We start from the raw sequence: 17935 nt of genomic DNA on the forward strand, positions 1-17935 counted from the left end.
TTCGATACCTCGCTACGCTTGTAAATGACATCTCTTTAATGAACTTATCGGCTGGGCCTCACGGTAGCCTATATATCTTCTGGTTTCCTTCTCCTAAACAGGTCTGGTCGTTTATGTTCCAGATCCCTTTACTCAAATTCAATCCTTTCAATCTTTTTTATTCCGTTTACAAACTCCGTTTGTAAATCACCCCCTTTTGTTTGGGACTGCAAAGGTAGTAATCTTAATGTTATTCGCAAATTAATTTTAATCTTTTTTGCTTTTTATTTTCTCAGAACCTAAATCCCTCAAATCTCATCAACATTACCTTAAACCCGCTTTTCAATCTCCCTCGCCAATCCCTCTCTAGTGTCCCCTTCCTTCCGAAGCGGGATGCAAAAGTAGAAAAAATTATATCCCATGCAAAGCTTTTACAACATCTATTTTTAAAACAATACCTAACTCCCTAAATTACAACCACAAAAACTTTTACAAATTCTTAAACTTGAATAATCATTCAGAGAAACGAAGCAAGTGGTTAATTCGAAATACATAAGGGCTCCTCAAAAACAAGGTCACAGTATAACAGCCTCATAAAAAGATCCTCGTTCTATTTATCTAATACCACACCTCTTATATATATAGTGCCAGAAATTCACAGCCAAAAAAGATCTGCTTCTTTTATCACAGCAAATCAATCCCTAATTTCAATTCACCGTTTGATTTGCTGCAGGGTGCTTCCATTTAAAAGAACGGTTGCTTTATCGGACAAGTTATAGCTGGTCTTAGTGATTTTTGGATTGATCAGCGAAACCCTGCTCTCCCCTGGAATATTCAAGTCTGCTGTCTTTATCTGGTTATCGGCATTAATGGTTAATGAAGCATTCCCATTCTCCTCCCCTCCGATCCATGCACTGAAAGCACCAACATCGCATTTTTCCATACTCACAGAAGTATAATCCCCAAGCTGCAACTCAAAGGCATTACCTTTAAAGCCTTTCAATAATATTTCCCCGTAATTAGGGAATCTGTGAGAACGAACCTGCTCTTCATTAAAATATGGACTGGCCTTTAATTTTTTCAAGTCATTTGTTACAAGGATAATTTCATCGATTCCTGACCAGAGCCCATTGGCTTTGGCATAATCACTTGGCTCAAGAATCAACGTCTGGCCTTTTGCAGTCACTTTTAGCTTTTCTTTCAGTTTATTCTTAATCCATAAGCCTTCTTTGATACCCGGCTCCACATGGACCGTAATTAAATTGGCCCCTTCAACATAGAATTCATTAAGACTTTTTAACTCTGTAAACTCCATATCACTAAACCTGTTTTTGTATTCTCCTTTAGCATAGGATGCCCTTAAAGAAAAATTGTAGGCTGTTATCGTCCCCAGGGCGACAACAATTGCCACAACAATAAATAATGTACTCAATTTCATGTATATCTGATTCATTTAACCTATCTACAGGCCTATCCTTAAACCTGTTCATTTCTTTTATTAGTAATTTTCTTTTTTAAAAGCCTCAAAGCGCACTTCTATTTCTTTCATGCTAATGTTCAGCAGATAAATATTTCTGAAAAATTCAGGAAGTTCCTGATTCAAAAAGCGCTCCTTGCTGTAGGCCTTAATTTTGGCTTCCGCATCTGTTTCAATAAAAAAACCTATTCCCCGCTTATTGGTAATAACTTCCTTATTTTGTAAAAACTCATAAGCCCTCACTACGGTATTTGGATTAACCTGCAAATCGACAGCAAGGTCTCTTACCGAGGGTATTTTCTGATCAATAGGCCATTTCCCAAGCATAATATTTTCCGCAACATAGGCTGCAATCTGTAAATAAATGGCTTCGTTTTCTCTAAATTCCATATTAAATCTCTTTCTCTTTCAACTTAAAATAAGTCCCCGTCCATAAAACAATAATCACCAATATAGAAGCATAAAACACAATCGTTTCTGATGAAAGTGGTGGGTTGATCAGAAATTCCTTTCCACTTTCCTTAATAACCAGTCTGCCCAGGGGAATAGATTGCATAATTTCCACATCCAGCAGTGAGCTCATCATTTTATTACTGATCAAAATAATAAAACCCAAAAAAACGAAAAAAGCAAAGGCAGTTTTGATAAAATGCATTTTTTCAAAAAAAATCGCACCCAGTAAGGAGATGGAATGAAGTACAGCAAAGAAAACAAAAACCAACCAATACCTGGGTTCAGTAGAAAAAACATTAATCATCTTTACTTCTTCTGTTGCTTTTTTGACTGCATTTAGAATAAGATAATCGATGGAATAAAAACAGCAAAGCATAACCAGCTGAAAAACAACAAAGGAATAGATCCAGGCCACCAGGTACTTTTCAAAAAGGGAAGCTGGCAGCATCAATACCGGAATGGATTTCTTTTTATCTCCAAGGTCAGAAAACATCATACTTGTAAAAATGCATCCTGCTATTAAAAAGAAATTAACGAAAACTGCAAACTGTATACTAAAGCTAAGTTTTCCATCGCTTAGATAGGCTCCCAGACCAATCACAACTGCAAGCATTCCGGCCAATACTGCTGCCGACATTAAATAGGTTTTATAATTTTCAGCTGTATGTTTGCTAAACAGCATTAAAAATCGCTTAAGGTTAAATATCTGATTCATCTGTTTTTATTTTAAAATATCTACAATAGATGTATGATTATGTACAACAGCATTAAACAACATTTCCATATCGACCTTGGTATAAACACCATTTACGTTCGTGCTGATTGTATTAATACCTATTCCATGATGTTCTATATATAATATACCTTCCTTATTCGCTTGAGCAGCATTCGTAAATTGTATCCTTTCGGCAATATCATCCAGACTTCGGTTAATAACAACTTCTTCCTGATGAAGGACCAGCAGACTATCGATGAGACTGTCCAGGTCCCTGACCTGATGCGTAGAAATCACCATACAACGCTCTTCTGTAAGCGCAGAGGCCATAATTTTGCGAAATTGAACCTTCGAAGGTATATCAAGACCATTAGTGGGTTCATCCATAATCAGTAAGGCAGTATTACTAGCCAATCCGAAAGCGATCATTACCTTTTTTTGTTGCCCGAAGGAAAGTTTATTCAAAAAACTGTTTATTGGTACATTAAACTCTGACAACATAGCATAGTACTGGTTCATATCAAATTTAGGATAGAAATGGCCTGTACTTTCCGCGAACCGGCTGGCCGTAACAGCAGGCAGGTGCAACTCCTCGGGAATAAAGAACAATTCCTGCAGCAAACGAGGACTACGCTTACTGGTATCATAACCATTGACTTTGCATAAGCCTTCTTGAGGGAAGACCAAACCTGCGAGATTTTTAAGGAGCGTAGATTTTCCCGCACCATTTTTTCCCAGAAGACCATAAATATGACCTGTCTGAAGGTCAAGATTTAGATTTTTAAACAGCGTCTTCTTCTTGCTGTAACCAAAAGTTAGATTAGAAATTTCAATCATAAAGGTTTAGATTTGCAGTGTACTAGCTAACTAGTACACTGCAAATCTAAATAATAATTTTACTTCTGCAAGTATTTTCAGTTACAGATCTATTTAAATTTTGAAATTCTGTGCTTAGATTGGCTCAGAGACAGTTTTTAAAACTGCCCGGTAGATAGCAAAACCAATGTACAGGCCTCTATGGCTTCTATATTATTATTCTTCAGTAAATTTTCCAATTCCTGGTTTTCAGTTCCAGGATTGAAAATTACCCTTTCCGGCCGAGTGGCCAGTATATATTCATAGTATTGCTTTTGCAAATCTGTTCCCAAATACAACGTAATGGTATGAATATCCTGAAGCGGGGTCCCTGCTTTTTCGATTTCAACTCCGGCAACAGCTCCTTTTTTAATGCCAATATTCACAATTTCATGTCCTTTAGAAATCAACATATGTGCTGCTTTATAAGCATATCTTTCCGGATTTGGGCTTGCGCCGATAATCAGTGTACGTTTCATCTCGTGCTCATTTAAAATGTATTTCCCTTTATAAAATAAAGTGCATGTGTTCAACACCAGGTTTTAAAAATTGTTTAGCGAAGGAAGTTCTGTACTGCATCAGCACAATTCATACCATCGATGGCCGCAGAAACAATTCCTCCGGCATAACCCGCTCCTTCAGCGCAAGGAAATAACCCTGCAACCTGTGGGTGCTGATAACTCTCTTTATCCCGTGGTATACGAACCGGCGACGATGTCCTACTCTCCACCCCAACCAATATCGCATCATTCGTATAATACCCCTTGATCTTTCTACCAAAATGCGGAAGTGCAGCCCTTAAACTTTCAGCGACAAAAGCAGGAAGGACATCATCCAGGATGGCCGGTCGGGTTCCCGGCAGATAAGAATTTTTTGGCAGATCAGTGGAGTGCCTTTTTTCTACGAAATCGATCATTCTCTGTGCAGGGGCAACCAGATCACCACCTCCGAGTTCGAATGCTTTTTTTTCAATTTCTTCCTGAAAGTACATCATCTTCAAGGGATCCTCTCCCTCAACATCATCTAAAGTAACCTGCACGACTGTACCCGAATTCGCAAAAGGATTATTCCTTTTAGAAGGAGACCATCCATTGACAACAATTTCATTCTCATGAGTAGCACAGGGGGCAATAATTCCTCCGGGACACATGCAAAATGAAAATACGCCCCGATTTCCTATTTGTTCCACCAAGCTATAATAGGCTGGTGGCAAAAATTCACTTCGTACATCACAATGGTATTGCGCAGCATCAATCACAGACTGGGGATGTTCTATTCTTACACCTAAAGCAAAAGGTTTGGCTTCTATCAGAATGCCTTTTTGATGCAACAAGGTATAGATGTCTCTTGCGGAATGTCCGGTGGCAAGAATCACAGCATCAGCAAAAAGTTCTTCCTGATGGTTGACGACCACCCCTTTTATTTTTCCAGACTCAATTAAAAGATCAGTAACCTTCGCATCAAAACGTACCTCAGCTCCAGCTTTTAAAATACGCTCACGTATTGAAGTAATGATATGAGGCAGTTTGTTAGTTCCGATATGTGGTCGGGCATCGACCAGAATATCATCGGTAGCACCATGTTGTACAAAAATTTCAAGTACCTTATTGACATCTCCCCTTTTATTCGAACGAGTAAAGAGTTTACCATCGGAATAAGTACCTGCTCCCCCTTCTCCGTAACAATAATTTGATTCTGTATTTACAAAACCCTCCTTATTGATGGCGGCAAGATCTCTTCTTCTTTGCTTTACATCTTTTCCCCGTTCCAAAACAATGGGTTTGAAGCCATTTTCTATGCACTGCAATGCGGCAAACAGACCAGCAGGTCCCGCCCCAACAATAATTACAACCGGCTGCTGACTGACATTTTGATCATCCGGAATAAGCTTTCCTGACAAAACAGGTTCGTCTATATACACTTTTACCTGTAAACGATAAACGACTTGTCTTGACCGGGCGTCAATAGATCTTTTTAGAATTTTAAATCCTTTAATTCGCAGAATATCAACCTTTAAAGCTTTAGAAAGGTTTTTTATTAAAATTTTCTCCTGTCCAATTTCCTCTGGCAGAAGCTTTATTTCAACATCTTTTTGCATAATACTTGTCAGGTTTTTATCCTGAATTGTAACAAAGGTACGGAAATTGCATTCTTATTTGTAAATTAACAAAGAAAACCAACCGTAAAATGAAAGCCCGGACAAAACGTCCGGAACAATTTAAAATTAAAACATATGAAAAAAATCGTATTAATAGTTGTCGGCTTACTGATCGTCATTTTAGCTTTTCAAAGCTGCAATGGTTACAACAACCTGGTTAAACTGGACGAGGATGTGAAAACAAAATGGAATCAGGTAGAGACCCAGTACCAGCGCCGTGCCGATTTAATCCCTAACCTGGTCAATACGGTTAAAGGCGCAGCTAAATTTGAACAGTCAACGCTTACACAAGTCACAGAAGCCCGTGCAAAAGCGACACAAATTACAATTGATCCGGATAAACTGACTCCTGAGAATATCGAAAAATATCAGGCCGCGCAAGGGCAAATCAGTCAGGCACTGGGACGCTTGCTGATGGTTACTGAAAACTATCCAGAATTAAAAGCGACCGAACAATTCAGGGATGTTTCCGCTGAACTCGCCGGAACAGAAAACAGAATTGGTGTAGCCCGTAAAGATTTTAATGAATCTGTACAGGTATACAACACAAAAGTGAGGTCTTTCCCAAATAACATTACTGCCGGATTGTTTGGCTTTGGTCAAAAAGCAGGTTTCAAAGCCGATGCTGGTGCCCAGAACGCACCCAAAGTACAATTCTAAATTTTAATGATCATAACATTTAAGGGTAATGGCTGTTTTTAGATAAAAACCCATTACCCTTATCTTTATAAAGATTTCCTATTATGGCACTTTTTAATGAACAAGAACAGGAACTGATTACCTCTGCAATTTCTGACGCAGAGAAACAAACCTCCGGAGAAATCAGAATAGCAATAGATAAACATTGTAAAGGTGATGTATTCGAAGTCGCAACTGCCTATTTTAAAAAATTGGGCATGGATAAAACTTCCCATCACAATGGTGTCCTGATTTATCTTGCGCACATAGATCATAAATTTGCAATTATTGGAGACCGGGGTATCCACAAAGTGGTTCCTGAAGACTTTTGGGAAACCACCCAGATTGCAATGAAAGCACATTTTGCGAGCGGAAATCTGGTACAGGGCATTATCGCTGGCATTAGCCTGGTTGCTGAAAAGCTTGCACTATTTTTTCCTTATCAAACCGGAGATATCAATGAGCTACCTAATGAAATCGTTTTTATGGATCAATACAAAAACGACTGACCATGAAGAGAAGCTTGCTCATTTTTTTACTGACAGTCTTTTTTATCCCGGTTTTTGCACAGGATTTTCCAGCAAAACCAAATAAGCTTGTCAATGACTTTACCGGTACTTTAACCGCTGCCCAGACTCAACAATTGGAAGATAAACTCGTTGCCTTTGACGATTCTACTTCGATTCAAATTGCAATAGCCGTTATAAAATCTGTTGGTGACTATGATATTAACGATTATGCACTTCAACTCGGCAGAAAATGGGGTGTTGGTTCCAAAAAAAACACCGGTGTGATGATCGTCGTTGCACTTGGAGACCGCAAGATCTCCATCCAGTCGGGCTACGGTATCGAAGGTGCCCTTCCGGATATGTACACCAGAAGAATTATTGAAAACGATATTAAACCCTATTTCAAAGCAGGGAATTATTATGCCGGTTTGGAATCAGGCACCAATGCCATCATCAGCTTTACAAAAGGGGAATATAAAAATGACAATCCCAAAAAGGCTAAAGTAGAGAATAATGGTTCAGCCATTCCGATTGTGATCATCATCATCATTATTATCATTGTGATTATCCGCAGAGGTGGTGGAAGTGGTGGCAGCCAGGTGATGGGAAGCCGCGGTGTTGCCGACGTGCTTTTCTGGAGCATGCTCTTTGGAGGGGGCAGAGGTTCAGGTGGAAGTGGATGGGGCAGCGGAGGTGGCTCTGGTGACGGAGGAGGATTTGGCGGTTTTGGAGGAGGTAGTTTCGGTGGGGGTGGAAGCAGCGGAAGCTGGTAATCTATTATTTTATGTTAAGAAGAGACTTACTTACAGCAGAAATAAAGAAACTGGCAGAAGCGCTGGCCAGAATACTGGGCCTGAAAAAAGAGGGTCAAACAGAAGAAGCAGATGTACAGCTACAAGAGATGCTGGAGCGGGAATACGGGTTAAGTTATAAAGATTTACATGGTCTTCATAATGCCGACTTTCTGGAATTGCTCCATAAAGCACAATTTCCTGCAGAGAAACTTGATGTATTGACTCAAATTTTATATTCCATCTTTGAACCGACCAAACAGGATAAAGAAAACCAGGCCATTGCCACTAAATTGCAATCTGTTTACCAGTTATTGGTGACAGAATACCGGATCATCAATATGATTAATCTGGAACGGGAAACGGTCATTAAGAACTATTTAAACACAACGTCCTGAATGGAAATTCTAAAATGGCAAAAGCTAAACTCCAGGTATCTGGTCAAAGAAAAATGGGCAACCCTTAGAGTGGACACCTGCAAACTGCAAAACGGAACCATTAAAGATGATTATTTCGTTTTGGAATACCCGGACTGGGTGAATGCAGTGGCACTCACCATAGACAACAAAGTTCTTCTGGTACGACAGTACCGGCACGCAGCCGACATCATTTCACTGGAAATCCCAGGTGGAGTTATTGATGGCGATGAAGGTCCCGAACGGGCTGTAAAAAGGGAATTATTGGAAGAGACCGGCTATTCTTTTGAAAGTATAGAGTTGATTGCCACCTTATATCCTAATCCTGCAACAGCCAATAACAGAACATTCACTTACCTTCTTAAAGGTGGTGTAAAAACCCATCAGCAACATTTGGATGAACATGAGATCCTAAACGTGGAAGAATATACACTTGAAGAGGTCAAACAATTGCTTAAAGAGAATAAAATAGATCAGGCACTTCATGCAGCTGCATTGTTCTATGGCATCGCTAAACTAGAAGACTAGCCTAAAATGAGTTAAAATAAAAAAGTCCTGTAGAACTTACAGGACTTTTTTATTTTAACTCATTTTTAACTTTTTCTGAATATCGTGCACATAACCCTTAAATTTTTTGTCGGTATCAATCAGATCTTCTACCGTTTGACAGGCGTAAATTACTGTTGAATGATCCCTACCTCCAAAAAAAGCACCTATTGTTTTAAGAGAGGACTTGGTATGGCTCTTTGAAAGATACATAGAAATCTGACGAGCCTGAACAATTTCTCTTTTACGGGTCTGAGATTTCACCATATCTACCGGAACCTCAAAGTATTCACAAACCAGTTTTTGTATGTACTCCATAGAGATTTCCTTGGAAGTATTTTTTATAAAATTCTTTAACATCTGTTTGGCTAAAGCCAAATCAATGTCTTTTTTATTCAAAGTAGATTGCGCAAGTAAAGAAACCATCGCACCTTCCAGTTCACGAACATTGTTGTCAATATTATGAGCAACGTACTCAACCACTTCCGAAGGCAGTTCTATACCGTCCGCATACATTTTCTTTCTTAAAATGGCAATTCGGGTTTCCAGGTCAGGTATCTGTAAATCTGCAGAGAGCCCCCATTTGAACCTGCTCAGCAAACGCTCTTCGAGACCAGCCAAGTCTTTAGGTGCTTTATCAGAGGTCAAAATCACCTGTTTGCCCGATTGATGCAAATGATTAAAGATATGAAAAAAGATATCCTGTGTTTTTTCCTTACCAGCAAAATTATGTACATCATCCATAATGATTACATCCATTGCCTGATAAAAATTCACAAAATCATTGATCGTATTATTTTTTAAGGAATCAACAAATTGCTGGCAAAATTTTTCGCATGAAACATAAATAACCAGCTTATCCGGCATATTCCGTTTGATCTCGTTGCCAATGGCCTGCGCGAGATGTGTCTTCCCCAATCCAACACCACCATAAACCATCAGAGGATTAAAAGAAGTTCCCCCTGGTTTGGCCGCAACCGCATAGCCCGCAGATCTCGCCAGACGATTGCAATCACCTTCGATGTAATTATCAAAGGTATAGTTTGAATTCAGCTGAGGATCTACATTTAATTTTTTTAGTCCCGGAATGATGAAAGGATTTTTAATGTCTTTATTGATAGAAACCGGAATAGGCATGGATTGTACCTTTGCTTCAGCACCATTTCCATTTGAAGGCATATTGGTCGTATAGGGAGAACCACTATTGGAAGATTTATCCACAACGATGTTATATTCCAACCGCCCTTCATCTCCAAGTTGTCTTTTTACGGTCTTGCGCAGCAGACCAACATAGTGTTCTTCCAGCCATTCATAGAAGAATAAACTCGGCACCTGTATGGTTAAAACTTTACCCTCCAGTTTTAGTGCGGATATCGGCTCAAACCAGGTCTTAAAACTCTGAACTGGAATGTTATCCTTAATTATTTGGAGACAGTTTTTCCATACTTCTGTACAAGTTTTTTCCATAGGGATTCTATAATTTGTTGGTTTACAGCAACGACACGGGCATTCAGACGACGCCCCTTCGAGACATCGAATATTGAAAAAATTATCAACAAAAAAAACTTAAATTTCAATTATTTAGTAAGTCCTTATATAGCAGCACCATACTGGTCTTAACCTGAATTTTTTCTGTGGATAACTATTTATTAACATTGTCTTTAATATTCACCAAAAACATTACGTAAAGTATCTGCTATTTCACCAAGAGTAGCATAAGTTTCCACTGCAGCAAGTATAAGTGGCATTAAGTTTTCAGTACCTTCCGCTCCTTTTTTTAACCGCTCTAATGCTGCATCAACCGATAATTGATCTCTATCCTCCCGCAATCTTCTCAGTTTCCCTGACTGAATGGTTCGTATAGACTCATCAATATTCATCACTTCAGTTATCCCCTCTTCCTGTTGGGTAAATTTATTTACCCCAACAATAACCCGGCTCCCTTGCTCCACCTCCACCTGATACTGATAAGAGGCATTTGCAATTTCATTTTGAATATACCCATTTTCAATTGCATTTACTGAACCTCCCATTGCATCAATTTTATCGATATAAAGTTGAGCAGCTGCTTCTATTTCATCGGTAAGGCTCTCCACAAAAAAAGAGCCGGCCAATGGGTCAACAGTATCGGTTGCACCGCTTTCAAAGGCTATGATCTGCTGGGTTCTTAAGGCAATTTTGGCAGCTGCTTCTGTTGGAAGGGACAGCGCTTCATCATAGCCATTGGTATGCAAAGATTGTGTACCTCCCAGAACTGCGGCCATAGCTTGATTAGAGACACGTATGACATTATTAAGAGGCTGTTGGGCAGTAAGTGTCGACCCTCCTGTCTGCGTGTGAAAGCGAAGCATTTGCGCCTTCTCGTCAGTCGCTCCCAATTCCTTTGTAATTCTTGCCCACATTCTTCTGGCTGCCCTGAATTTTGCAATTTCTTCAAAAAAGTTATTGTGACAATTAAAAAAGAAAGACAACCGTTTTGCAAAAACATTAATATCCAACCCTTTCTCCAGTGCGGCATTCAGATAAGCCTTCCCATTGGCCAGGGTAAAAGCCAGTTCTTGTACAGCAGTAGACCCCGCTTCCCTGATATGATAGCCAGATATAGAAATGGTATTCCATTTGGGTACCTCTTTACTGCAATACTCAAAAATATCGGTAATGATCCGCATGGAGGCCTTAGGTGGATAAATATAGGTTCCTCTTGCTGCATATTCTTTAAGAATATCATTTTGTATGGTCCCAGAGATTTGCCGGATATCGGCCCCCTGCTTTTTGGCCAGGGCAATATACATGGCGAGCAAAATAGAGGCCGTTGCATTAATTGTCATTGAAGTTGTAATCTTTTTAAGTTCAATCCCATCAAAAAGAATCTCCATATCTTTCAATGAATCAATAGCCACGCCAACTTTCCCTACCTCTCCATCTGCCATATCATGGTCAGAATCGTAACCGATTTGGGTTGGGAGATCAAAAGCAACAGAAAGTCCCATTGTACCTTGATTGAGAAGGTAGTGATATCTTTTGTTTGATTCTTCCGCAGTCGAAAAGCCAGCATATTGACGCATCGTCCATAAACGCCCCCGGTACATATCTTTTTGAATCCCCCTGGTAAAAGGAAACTCTCCAGGCAGTTCCTCCATTTTTCTGGCCGAGGTATACAGCTCTTTTATTTCAATTCCTGAGCTCGTGCTAATCTTTTTATCTTCCATATCTAGAATAAATGATGAATATCTTTTTTGAGGAGCTCCTGGCTCAGTTCATATGGATTTTGTTCCATTTCGGCCATGTAGCTCAAAATAACTTTGCTGAGCACTGCGGCTGAAGCTTCTTTATCCAGACTTTTAGCTGCATTATTGATCATAGCAACGGTATCATCTTTTAATTTGCGCACCACCTGCCAGGCCTGAGTTCCAATATACAACTGCTGACTGATATTATGCTGATATTCTGTCCTAAGTTCATTCAACGCCAATGCCTGGAGTTCTTCAACAACCATCCCCTGCTGATACAAACGCAAAAAAAGGTTGCTGGGATTAATTCGTTCTACAAAAAGGATGACCCTTTCATGGGCCTGAAGCCTTAAATGCAACAGCTCTTTTTTTCCATCCAAGCCAGAATCTTTATCTTCTTTAATTTTCAAATAGGCCTGAATGTCTTTTCCGAAGAGATAATAACCAGCAAAAACCGTGATCACTCCTCCCGCCCCCATTGCGAGCGCTTCGGTTATTAAATCTTGTACATTCATTGAAATTGTTTGAATACAGTAATAATTAGTGTTTTACAAGGCAAAAATGTACATTTTATTTATATTTGTTCTTCCTAATTTCAAATAACATGAGTAATACAGTAGATACGGCATTTGCACCAGTAACATTTACAGAAGGTGCTGTAAAAGAACTTTTTAAATTAAAAGACCAGCAGGAAATTTCCGAGGATTTTGGCTTAAGGGTTGGTGTTGAAGGAGGCGGTTGCTCAGGAATGAGTTATGTTTTAGGCTTTGATCAAAAAAAAGAAGGTGACCAGGAATTTATAATTGAGGGCATCAAAGTATATATGCATAAAGCCCATCAGATGTATCTTTTAGGTATGCAGGTAGACTGGCAGGACGGCTTAAACTCAAGAGGTTTTACATTTAGCAATCCGAATGCAAACAGTACCTGTGGTTGTGGAACCAGTTTCTCTGTATAAGTTGGATTTCAGTTCCAATTCGTTGTAACATTTAAGGAGGTCCCGTTGTCTTAACAGCGGGACTTTTTATTTTTAATCCTAAAAGAATTTAAATCTGGAAAATGACTTATATCGAAAACGTCAGGCTGGCCATCCAATCTATTAAAGGCAATCGCTTAAGAACCATGTTAACTGCATTGATTATTGCAATTGGATTGTCAGCCCTGGTGGGTATCCTGACGACATTGGATGCCGTTAAAAAAAGTATGACGGAAGCTTTTTCCAGCATGGGTGCCAATTCCTTCACCATCCGGAACCGGGGAACCGGGATTCGGGTAGGTAACGGCCAAAGACCCAAAGCCTTTAAATCAATTCGTTTTGAAGACGCATTGGCATTTAAGGAGCGTCTGAAAACGCCTGCAACAATAGCTGTAAGCATAAAAGCGAGTAACATCGCTACCATCAAGTATGGAGGAAAAAAAACAAACCCTAATATATCCATTCAGGGCGTAGATGAAAATGGATTGGATGCGCAAGGACTAAGTCTCTCTTCAGGAAGAAATTTTAGTACAACAGAAGCTGCTTTGGGTTCAAACGTATGTATTATAGGTAACGAAGTGAGCAAAACCCTTTTCAAAGATGCCTCACCACTGGATAAAATTATTAACGTGGGAAATTACCGTTTAAAAGTAATCGGGTTGCTCACTTCAAAAGGTTCAAGTATGGGTTTTAGTGGCGACAGGGCAGTATATGTCCCCTTGCTTAAAGCAAAACTCATCAATTCTTTTCCAGACCCTTCCTATACCATTACCGTAATGGTTCCAAGCAATGACATAATGGACAACATTATAGGAGAAGCAACCTCAGAATTCAGGAACATCCGGAAATTAACCGCGTCACAGACCAATAACTTTGAAATTACCAAAAGCGATGCTGTTGCACAGACTCTTTTCGAAAATTTAAAATTTATAGTTATAGGAGGTGTAGCCATTGGCATCATTACCTTAATTGGTGCCTCAATTGGTTTAATGAATATTATGCTGGTCTCTGTTACCGAAAGAACCCGTGAAATTGGTATCCGCAAAGCCATTGGAGCCAACCCTGCTGTAATCCGGAAACAGTTTCTAATTGAAGCCGTGGTAATTTGCCTGATGGGGGGGGCTATGGGAATATTATTTGGGATTTTACTGGGCAATGCCATTTCGTTGATGATGAAAGGCCCATTTATTATACCATGGCTATTTATCATCGGCGGATTTGGTCTTTGTATTCTGGTGGGTATCGCATCGGGGTATTACCCCGCAAAAAAGGCATCCAAACTAGATCCCGTGGAGGCATTAAGGTACGAATAAACCTCAAAACAGTTCATTATAAAAAAGCCTGAATTTTACAATTCAGGCTTTACCTTTTACAAAGATTTATTCTTTTTAACGACCAGCGTATTGGGTGTCATAATAAGCCTGGTAATTTCCGGATGTCACATTGGAAAGCCACTCTTCATTGTTAAGATACCAATCAACTGTTTTTTCCAGACCTTCTTCAAATTGCAGGCTTGGCACCCAGTTAAGGACATTCTGAAGCTTAGAAGAATCAATAGCATAACGCAGGTCATGTCCTGCCCGATCTGTCACAAAGGTGATCAGCTGAGCCGATTCTCCTTCCTTACGTCCCAGTTTCTTATCCATGATTTTGCACAACAAGTGAATCAGATCAATATTTTTCCATTCGTTATGACCTCCTATATTGTAGGTTTCTCCGGTTTTGGCCTGATGGAAAATAACATCAATAGCACGTGCATGATCTTCTACCCATAACCAATCCCTCACATTTTCTCCTTTTCCATAAACAGGAACTGGTTTGTTGTTTTTCAGGTTGTTGATGGCCAGAGGAATCAATTTCTCCGGAAAATGATGGGAGCCATAATTATTAGAACAATTTGAAATCACCACGTCCAACCCATAAGTATCGTGATAAGCCCTTACAAAATGATCTGAAGAAGCTTTGGAGGCAGAATAAGGACTATGCGGGTCATAAGCTGTTGTTTCAGTAAACATGCCGGTTTCCCCAAGGGCCCCGTAAACTTCATCAGTAGATACATGATAAAATCGTTTCTGGTTATAGCTTCCTTTCCAGAATTCCCTGGCTGCATTGAGTAAATTAACCGTTCCAATCACATTGGTCATTACAAATGCACTCGGATCAGCAATAGAGCGGTCTACATGAGATTCCGCAGCCAAATGAATAACCGCGTCAAAATTCTCTTTTTGAAAAAGAGCATTTATTGCAGCAGCATCTGTAATATCGGCTTTTACAAAACTATAATTTGGACGTTCTTCAATATCCGTTAAATTCGCCAGGTTACCGGCATAAGTAAGTTTATCCAAATTGACTATTTCATAGTCTGGATAATTGTTAACAAATCTTCTGACCACATGGGACCCAATAAATCCGGCACCACCGGTAATTAAAATTTTCTTCATTTTTATAACTCTTTGGGTAAACCCAGCTCCTTAGATGCAGCTGCCATTTTACTGTTTTCAATTCGATTTAATATTGCATCAAAGCTACTCTTAAAATCATATCGTAAATCTTCATGCAATTTGCCTATTTTTTTAAAAAGCGCTAAAGTTGTTTTCAAAAAATAAGTATTGAGTTTTTCCTGAAATTTATATCCCGCTGAAAATACAGCTTCCTCAAAAGTTAGTGGCACCACATTCAGCAGATAAATTCTAAGCTCTATTTCTGTATTCAGATCTTTTGTCACCTTAAAATGATGATTGATACATCCATTCAATTTTCTGATCATCGTCAAAGTATCTTTTGAACTATACTTTCTCTGATCTTTTAAAAGACTTACCGCATCATCTATTTCGTCTTTCAATTTTCCAAAACGCTGATCAAGGTCAGAAGCATCTTCTAGCAAATTAAAGTGAAGGTGTTCTGTCAGCACTTTATCTTTTGCAATAAGCCGGAGCAAAATCTTATCCTTTTCCTTTTGAGGGAGTTGAATTATTGCTTCCTTTAGCTCCTTGTGCTCCTTTAATAACATTTAAAAGGGATTTTTTTGCAGATATTTTTCCCAGTTCCAGGCTGAAAGCATCATTTCTTTAATGTCTAGTTCAGCTTTCCAACCCAATAATTCAGCGGATTTGGTTACATCTCCCCAAACTTGTTCAATATCTCCTTCCCTTCTTGGACCAATCGTATAATTCAGCTTTTCTCCCGTAGATTCTTCGAAAGCATGGATAATTTCCAATACCGATGAGCCTTTACCTGTCCCCAGGTTAAAGACTTCATAATTAGCAGCCTGATGCTCTTCCATTCTTTTAATGGCAGCAACATGCGCTTTTGCCAGATCTACTACATGGATATAATCCCTGATTGCACTACCGTCCGGCGTACGATAATCATTTCCATGAACAACTATTGCGCCTCTTTTACCAATCGCGGATTGTGTAATAAATGGGACGAGGTTCTGAGGCACTCCGATAGGTAGTTCACCAATCAATGCACTATGATGTGCACCTACAGGATTAAAATACCTCAGAGAAGTCACTTTTAAGGAAGGGGTGACCGCACAAGTTTCCTGAAGAATTTCTTCTGCAATTTGTTTGGTATTTCCATAAGGAGACTCGGCCTTTTTTACTGGTGCGGCTTCTGTTACTGGTAAATGATCGGGCTGTCCATATACGGTACAGGAAGATGAAAAAACCAGGTTAACAGAACTGTCAAAAGCATTAATGAGGTTAATCAGTGAGTAAAAATTATTACGATAGTACTTTAAAGGCTCTCTGACAGATTCACCCACCGCTTTAAATGCAGCAAAATGTATAACCCCGCTAATGTCGGGCTGGCTTTGTACAAATTCTTTTACTTTCCTTTCATCACAAAGGTCAAGCTCAAAAAAAACAGGCTTCTTCCCTGTAATTTGTTCCAGTTGCGTTAAAATTTTAGGATTGGAATTAGAAAAATCATCTACAAGCACCACCTCATATCCTGAATTATGCAATTCAACTACGGTATGGGAGCCAATAAATCCTGTGCCCCCGGTTACTAAAATTTTGCCCATTTTATTTATTGTAAGTTGTAAAATCCTTGTGTTCCTTATTAAACAGCGCTTCCTTAGGCAAGGATTTAAAATATTCGTAAGTAATTTTAAGTCCTTCTGCCCTGTTTACCTTAGGTTCCCAGCCCAGGATTTCCCTGGCTTTGGTGATGTCTGGCCGACGTTGTTTAGGGTCATCTACTGGAAGATCCCTTAAAACCAATTTCTGATTTGTCCCGGTCAGCTTAATAATCTCTTCTCCAAACTGTTTAATGGTAATCTCATCCGGATTGCCAATGTTTACAGGCAAAGCATAATCACTCAGCAGCAATCTGTAAATGCCCTCGATCAGGTCATCAACATAGCAGAAAGAACGTGTTTGAGAACCATCTCCAAAAACAGTCAGGTCTTCTCCCCGAAGTGCCTGACCAATAAAAGCAGGTAGTACCCGACCATCATTCAGGCGCATTCTTGGTCCGTAAGTATTAAAGATCCTGACGATACGTGTCTCTACCCCATGAAAAGTATGATAAGCCATCGTCATTGCTTCCTGAAAACGCTTGGCCTCATCATAAACACCTCTGGGACCAACAGGATTCACATTGCCCCAGTATTCTTCTGGTTGTGGATTTACACTCGGATCACCGTATACTTCCGAAGTAGAGGCAATGATCATCCGCGCACCTTTATTTCTGGCCAGTCCCAATAAATTGTGGGTCCCCAGAGAACCTACTTTCAGTGTTTGAATAGGAATTTTTAAATAATCTATAGGGCTTGCCGGGGAAGCAAAATGAAGAATATAATCCAGTTTACCCGGTACATAAACAAACTTAGAAACATCATGATGAAAAAATTCAAAATGCTCCAGGGCAAAAAGATGTTCTATATTCTGTAAGTCTCCCGTGATCAGGTTGTCCATTCCGATCACATAATAACCCTCCTTTATAAAACGATCACATAAATGAGAACCCAGAAAACCCGCTGCCCCGGTGATTAAAACTCTTTTCTTTTCCATTAATCTATAAGTTTACGTCCAATACTGTTGTAATAATAGCCCAAATCAATCATTTTTTGAAGGTCATATAAATTTCTACCGTCAAAGATTACTTTATTGCTCAGCGAACTGTCCATTTTTTCAAAATCAGG

At 39.4% G+C, this 17935-nt stretch carries 21 protein-coding genes and 1 pseudogene; 8 read left to right on the forward strand and 14 right to left on the reverse strand.

The features are described from left to right. Window positions 1–185: hypothetical protein (locus B0O44_RS25140; RefSeq protein ID WP_211321409.1), on the forward strand; the 185-nt coding region annotated here is incomplete at its 5' end. Between the two features lie 506 nt (window positions 186–691). Here the strand turns inward: B0O44_RS25140 and B0O44_RS24675 are convergent. The 6 genes from B0O44_RS24675 to B0O44_RS24700 all read right to left on the reverse strand — a co-directional run bounded on the left by B0O44_RS24675 (window position 692) and on the right by B0O44_RS24700 (window position 5577). Next, on the reverse strand, window positions 692–1417 hold the full coding sequence (locus tag B0O44_RS24675) for a hypothetical protein (RefSeq protein ID WP_146229906.1): 726 nt from the start codon (window positions 1415–1417) through the stop codon (window positions 692–694). A gap of 60 nt (window positions 1418–1477) precedes the next feature. Next, window positions 1478–1846, reverse strand: coding sequence for a GntR family transcriptional regulator (locus B0O44_RS24680; protein ID WP_110834784.1), 369 nt, complete (start codon window positions 1844–1846; stop codon window positions 1478–1480). A 1-nt stretch (window position 1847) separates the two neighbouring features. Further along, complete coding sequence (locus tag B0O44_RS24685; RefSeq protein WP_110834785.1) at window positions 1848–2624, reverse strand: hypothetical protein; 777 nt, start codon at window positions 2622–2624, stop codon at window positions 1848–1850. Between the two features lie 6 nt (window positions 2625–2630). Next, the gene (locus tag B0O44_RS24690) at window positions 2631–3461 is read right to left on the reverse strand and encodes an ABC transporter ATP-binding protein (protein ID WP_110834786.1); all 831 of its coding nucleotides are present in this window, start codon (window positions 3459–3461) and stop codon (window positions 2631–2633) included. 137 nt (window positions 3462–3598) lie between these two features. Next, a complete protein-coding gene (locus B0O44_RS24695) occupies window positions 3599–3958 on the reverse strand; it encodes a CoA-binding protein (RefSeq protein WP_110834787.1) in 360 nt (119 codons plus the stop codon). Window positions 3959–4032: 74 nt separating this feature from the next. Further along, window positions 4033–5577 carry an NAD(P)/FAD-dependent oxidoreductase gene (locus tag B0O44_RS24700; RefSeq protein ID WP_110834788.1) on the reverse strand — a complete coding sequence of 515 codons (1545 nt, stop codon included), beginning with the start codon at window positions 5575–5577 and terminating at the stop codon, window positions 4033–4035. A gap of 135 nt (window positions 5578–5712) precedes the next feature. Between B0O44_RS24700 and B0O44_RS24705 the strand changes: the two genes are divergently transcribed. The 5 genes from B0O44_RS24705 (at window position 5713) to B0O44_RS24725 (ending at window position 8559) form a co-directional block, all read left to right on the forward strand. Beyond that, window positions 5713–6297, forward strand: coding sequence for a LemA family protein (locus tag B0O44_RS24705; protein ID WP_110834789.1), 585 nt, complete (start codon window positions 5713–5715; stop codon window positions 6295–6297). Window positions 6298–6380: 83 nt separating this feature from the next. Beyond that, complete coding sequence (locus tag B0O44_RS24710; RefSeq protein WP_110834790.1) at window positions 6381–6824, forward strand: TPM domain-containing protein; 444 nt, start codon at window positions 6381–6383, stop codon at window positions 6822–6824. Window positions 6825–6826: 2 nt separating this feature from the next. Further along, window positions 6827–7597: a TPM domain-containing protein gene (locus tag B0O44_RS24715; RefSeq protein WP_110834791.1), complete on the forward strand. Its 771-nt coding sequence runs from the start codon at window positions 6827–6829 to the stop codon at window positions 7595–7597. 11 nt (window positions 7598–7608) lie between these two features. After that, on the forward strand, window positions 7609–8013 hold the full coding sequence (locus tag B0O44_RS24720) for a hypothetical protein (RefSeq protein WP_110834792.1): 405 nt from the start codon (window positions 7609–7611) through the stop codon (window positions 8011–8013). Further along, window positions 8014–8559, forward strand: coding sequence for an NUDIX hydrolase (locus B0O44_RS24725; RefSeq protein WP_211321453.1), 546 nt, complete (start codon window positions 8014–8016; stop codon window positions 8557–8559). Between the two features lie 54 nt (window positions 8560–8613). Here B0O44_RS24725 and dnaA read toward each other — a convergent pair whose 3' ends face one another. The 3 genes from dnaA to B0O44_RS24740 all read right to left on the reverse strand — a co-directional run bounded on the left by dnaA (window position 8614) and on the right by B0O44_RS24740 (window position 12322). Further along, on the reverse strand, window positions 8614–10044 hold the full coding sequence (dnaA, locus tag B0O44_RS24730) for a chromosomal replication initiator protein DnaA (protein WP_110834793.1): 1431 nt from the start codon (window positions 10042–10044) through the stop codon (window positions 8614–8616). Between the two features lie 194 nt (window positions 10045–10238). After that, window positions 10239–11786 (reverse strand): acyl-CoA mutase large subunit family protein, encoded by a 1548-nt coding sequence (locus tag B0O44_RS24735; protein ID WP_110834794.1) that lies wholly within the window; start codon window positions 11784–11786, stop codon window positions 10239–10241. 2 nt (window positions 11787–11788) lie between these two features. Beyond that, the gene (locus B0O44_RS24740) at window positions 11789–12322 is read right to left on the reverse strand and encodes a DUF7935 family protein (RefSeq protein ID WP_110834795.1); all 534 of its coding nucleotides are present in this window, start codon (window positions 12320–12322) and stop codon (window positions 11789–11791) included. An 89-nt stretch (window positions 12323–12411) separates the two neighbouring features. Here B0O44_RS24740 and B0O44_RS24745 point away from each other — a divergent pair, with 89 nt between their 5' ends. Both B0O44_RS24745 and B0O44_RS24750 read left to right on the forward strand, forming a co-directional pair. Next, window positions 12412–12765 (forward strand): HesB/IscA family protein, encoded by a 354-nt coding sequence (locus tag B0O44_RS24745; protein WP_110834796.1) that lies wholly within the window; start codon window positions 12412–12414, stop codon window positions 12763–12765. A gap of 101 nt (window positions 12766–12866) precedes the next feature. After that, window positions 12867–14096, forward strand: coding sequence for an ABC transporter permease (locus tag B0O44_RS24750; RefSeq protein WP_110834797.1), 1230 nt, complete (start codon window positions 12867–12869; stop codon window positions 14094–14096). A gap of 75 nt (window positions 14097–14171) precedes the next feature. Here B0O44_RS24750 and rfbB read toward each other — a convergent pair whose 3' ends face one another. From rfbB to B0O44_RS25410, 5 genes and pseudogenes are all read right to left on the reverse strand, one after another. Next, window positions 14172–15224: a dTDP-glucose 4,6-dehydratase gene (gene rfbB / locus B0O44_RS24755; RefSeq protein WP_110834798.1), complete on the reverse strand. Its 1053-nt coding sequence runs from the start codon at window positions 15222–15224 to the stop codon at window positions 14172–14174. 2 nt (window positions 15225–15226) lie between these two features. Then, window positions 15227–15793 (reverse strand): hypothetical protein, encoded by a 567-nt coding sequence (locus tag B0O44_RS24760; protein WP_110834799.1) that lies wholly within the window; start codon window positions 15791–15793, stop codon window positions 15227–15229. After that, the gene (gene galE / locus B0O44_RS24765) at window positions 15794–16813 is read right to left on the reverse strand and encodes a UDP-glucose 4-epimerase GalE (RefSeq protein WP_110834800.1); all 1020 of its coding nucleotides are present in this window, start codon (window positions 16811–16813) and stop codon (window positions 15794–15796) included. 1 nt (window position 16814) lies between these two features. Next, the gene (locus B0O44_RS24770) at window positions 16815–17804 is read right to left on the reverse strand and encodes a UDP-glucuronic acid decarboxylase family protein (protein WP_110834801.1); all 990 of its coding nucleotides are present in this window, start codon (window positions 17802–17804) and stop codon (window positions 16815–16817) included. Continuing rightward, a pseudogene (locus tag B0O44_RS25410) lies at window positions 17804–17935 on the reverse strand (UDP-glucose 6-dehydrogenase); the annotation flags it as partial. The gene B0O44_RS24770 and the pseudogene B0O44_RS25410, both read right to left, overlap by 1 nt.

The sequence above is a fragment of the Pedobacter nutrimenti genome (assembly GCF_003208655.1).
GTDB lineage: Bacteria > Bacteroidota > Bacteroidia > Sphingobacteriales > Sphingobacteriaceae > Pedobacter > Pedobacter nutrimenti.

Excerpts from the sequence above, each read along its gene's own strand:
- dnaA (WP_110834793.1), bottom strand. The coding sequence starts at position 10,044 with ATGGAAAAAACTTGTACAGAAGTATGGAAAAACTGTCTCCAAATAATT.
- B0O44_RS24745 (WP_110834796.1), top strand. The coding sequence starts at position 12,412 with ATGAGTAATACAGTAGATACGGCATTTGCACCAGTAACATTTACAGAA.
- B0O44_RS24700 (WP_110834788.1), bottom strand. The coding sequence starts at position 5,577 with ATGCAAAAAGATGTTGAAATAAAGCTTCTGCCAGAGGAAATTGGACAG.
- B0O44_RS24735 (WP_110834794.1), bottom strand. The coding sequence starts at position 11,786 with ATGGAAGATAAAAAGATTAGCACGAGCTCAGGAATTGAAATAAAAGAG.
- B0O44_RS24760 (WP_110834799.1), bottom strand. The coding sequence starts at position 15,793 with ATGTTATTAAAGGAGCACAAGGAGCTAAAGGAAGCAATAATTCAACTC.
- B0O44_RS24685 (WP_110834785.1), bottom strand. The coding sequence starts at position 2,624 with ATGAATCAGATATTTAACCTTAAGCGATTTTTAATGCTGTTTAGCAAA.
- B0O44_RS24715 (WP_110834791.1), top strand. The coding sequence starts at position 6,827 with ATGAAGAGAAGCTTGCTCATTTTTTTACTGACAGTCTTTTTTATCCCG.
- B0O44_RS24750 (WP_110834797.1), top strand. The coding sequence starts at position 12,867 with ATGACTTATATCGAAAACGTCAGGCTGGCCATCCAATCTATTAAAGGC.
- galE (WP_110834800.1), bottom strand. The coding sequence starts at position 16,813 with ATGGGCAAAATTTTAGTAACCGGGGGCACAGGATTTATTGGCTCCCAT.
- B0O44_RS24770 (WP_110834801.1), bottom strand. The coding sequence starts at position 17,804 with ATGGAAAAGAAAAGAGTTTTAATCACCGGGGCAGCGGGTTTTCTGGGT.
- B0O44_RS24695 (WP_110834787.1), bottom strand. The coding sequence starts at position 3,958 with ATGAAACGTACACTGATTATCGGCGCAAGCCCAAATCCGGAAAGATAT.
- B0O44_RS24720 (WP_110834792.1), top strand. The coding sequence starts at position 7,609 with ATGTTAAGAAGAGACTTACTTACAGCAGAAATAAAGAAACTGGCAGAA.
- B0O44_RS24680 (WP_110834784.1), bottom strand. The coding sequence starts at position 1,846 with ATGGAATTTAGAGAAAACGAAGCCATTTATTTACAGATTGCAGCCTAT.
- rfbB (WP_110834798.1), bottom strand. The coding sequence starts at position 15,224 with ATGAAGAAAATTTTAATTACCGGTGGTGCCGGATTTATTGGGTCCCAT.
- B0O44_RS24675 (WP_146229906.1), bottom strand. The coding sequence starts at position 1,417 with ATGAAATTGAGTACATTATTTATTGTTGTGGCAATTGTTGTCGCCCTG.
- B0O44_RS24740 (WP_110834795.1), bottom strand. The coding sequence starts at position 12,322 with ATGAATGTACAAGATTTAATAACCGAAGCGCTCGCAATGGGGGCGGGA.
- B0O44_RS24725 (WP_211321453.1), top strand. The coding sequence starts at position 8,014 with ATGGAAATTCTAAAATGGCAAAAGCTAAACTCCAGGTATCTGGTCAAA.
- B0O44_RS24710 (WP_110834790.1), top strand. The coding sequence starts at position 6,381 with ATGGCACTTTTTAATGAACAAGAACAGGAACTGATTACCTCTGCAATT.
- B0O44_RS24690 (WP_110834786.1), bottom strand. The coding sequence starts at position 3,461 with ATGATTGAAATTTCTAATCTAACTTTTGGTTACAGCAAGAAGAAGACG.
- B0O44_RS24705 (WP_110834789.1), top strand. The coding sequence starts at position 5,713 with ATGAAAAAAATCGTATTAATAGTTGTCGGCTTACTGATCGTCATTTTA.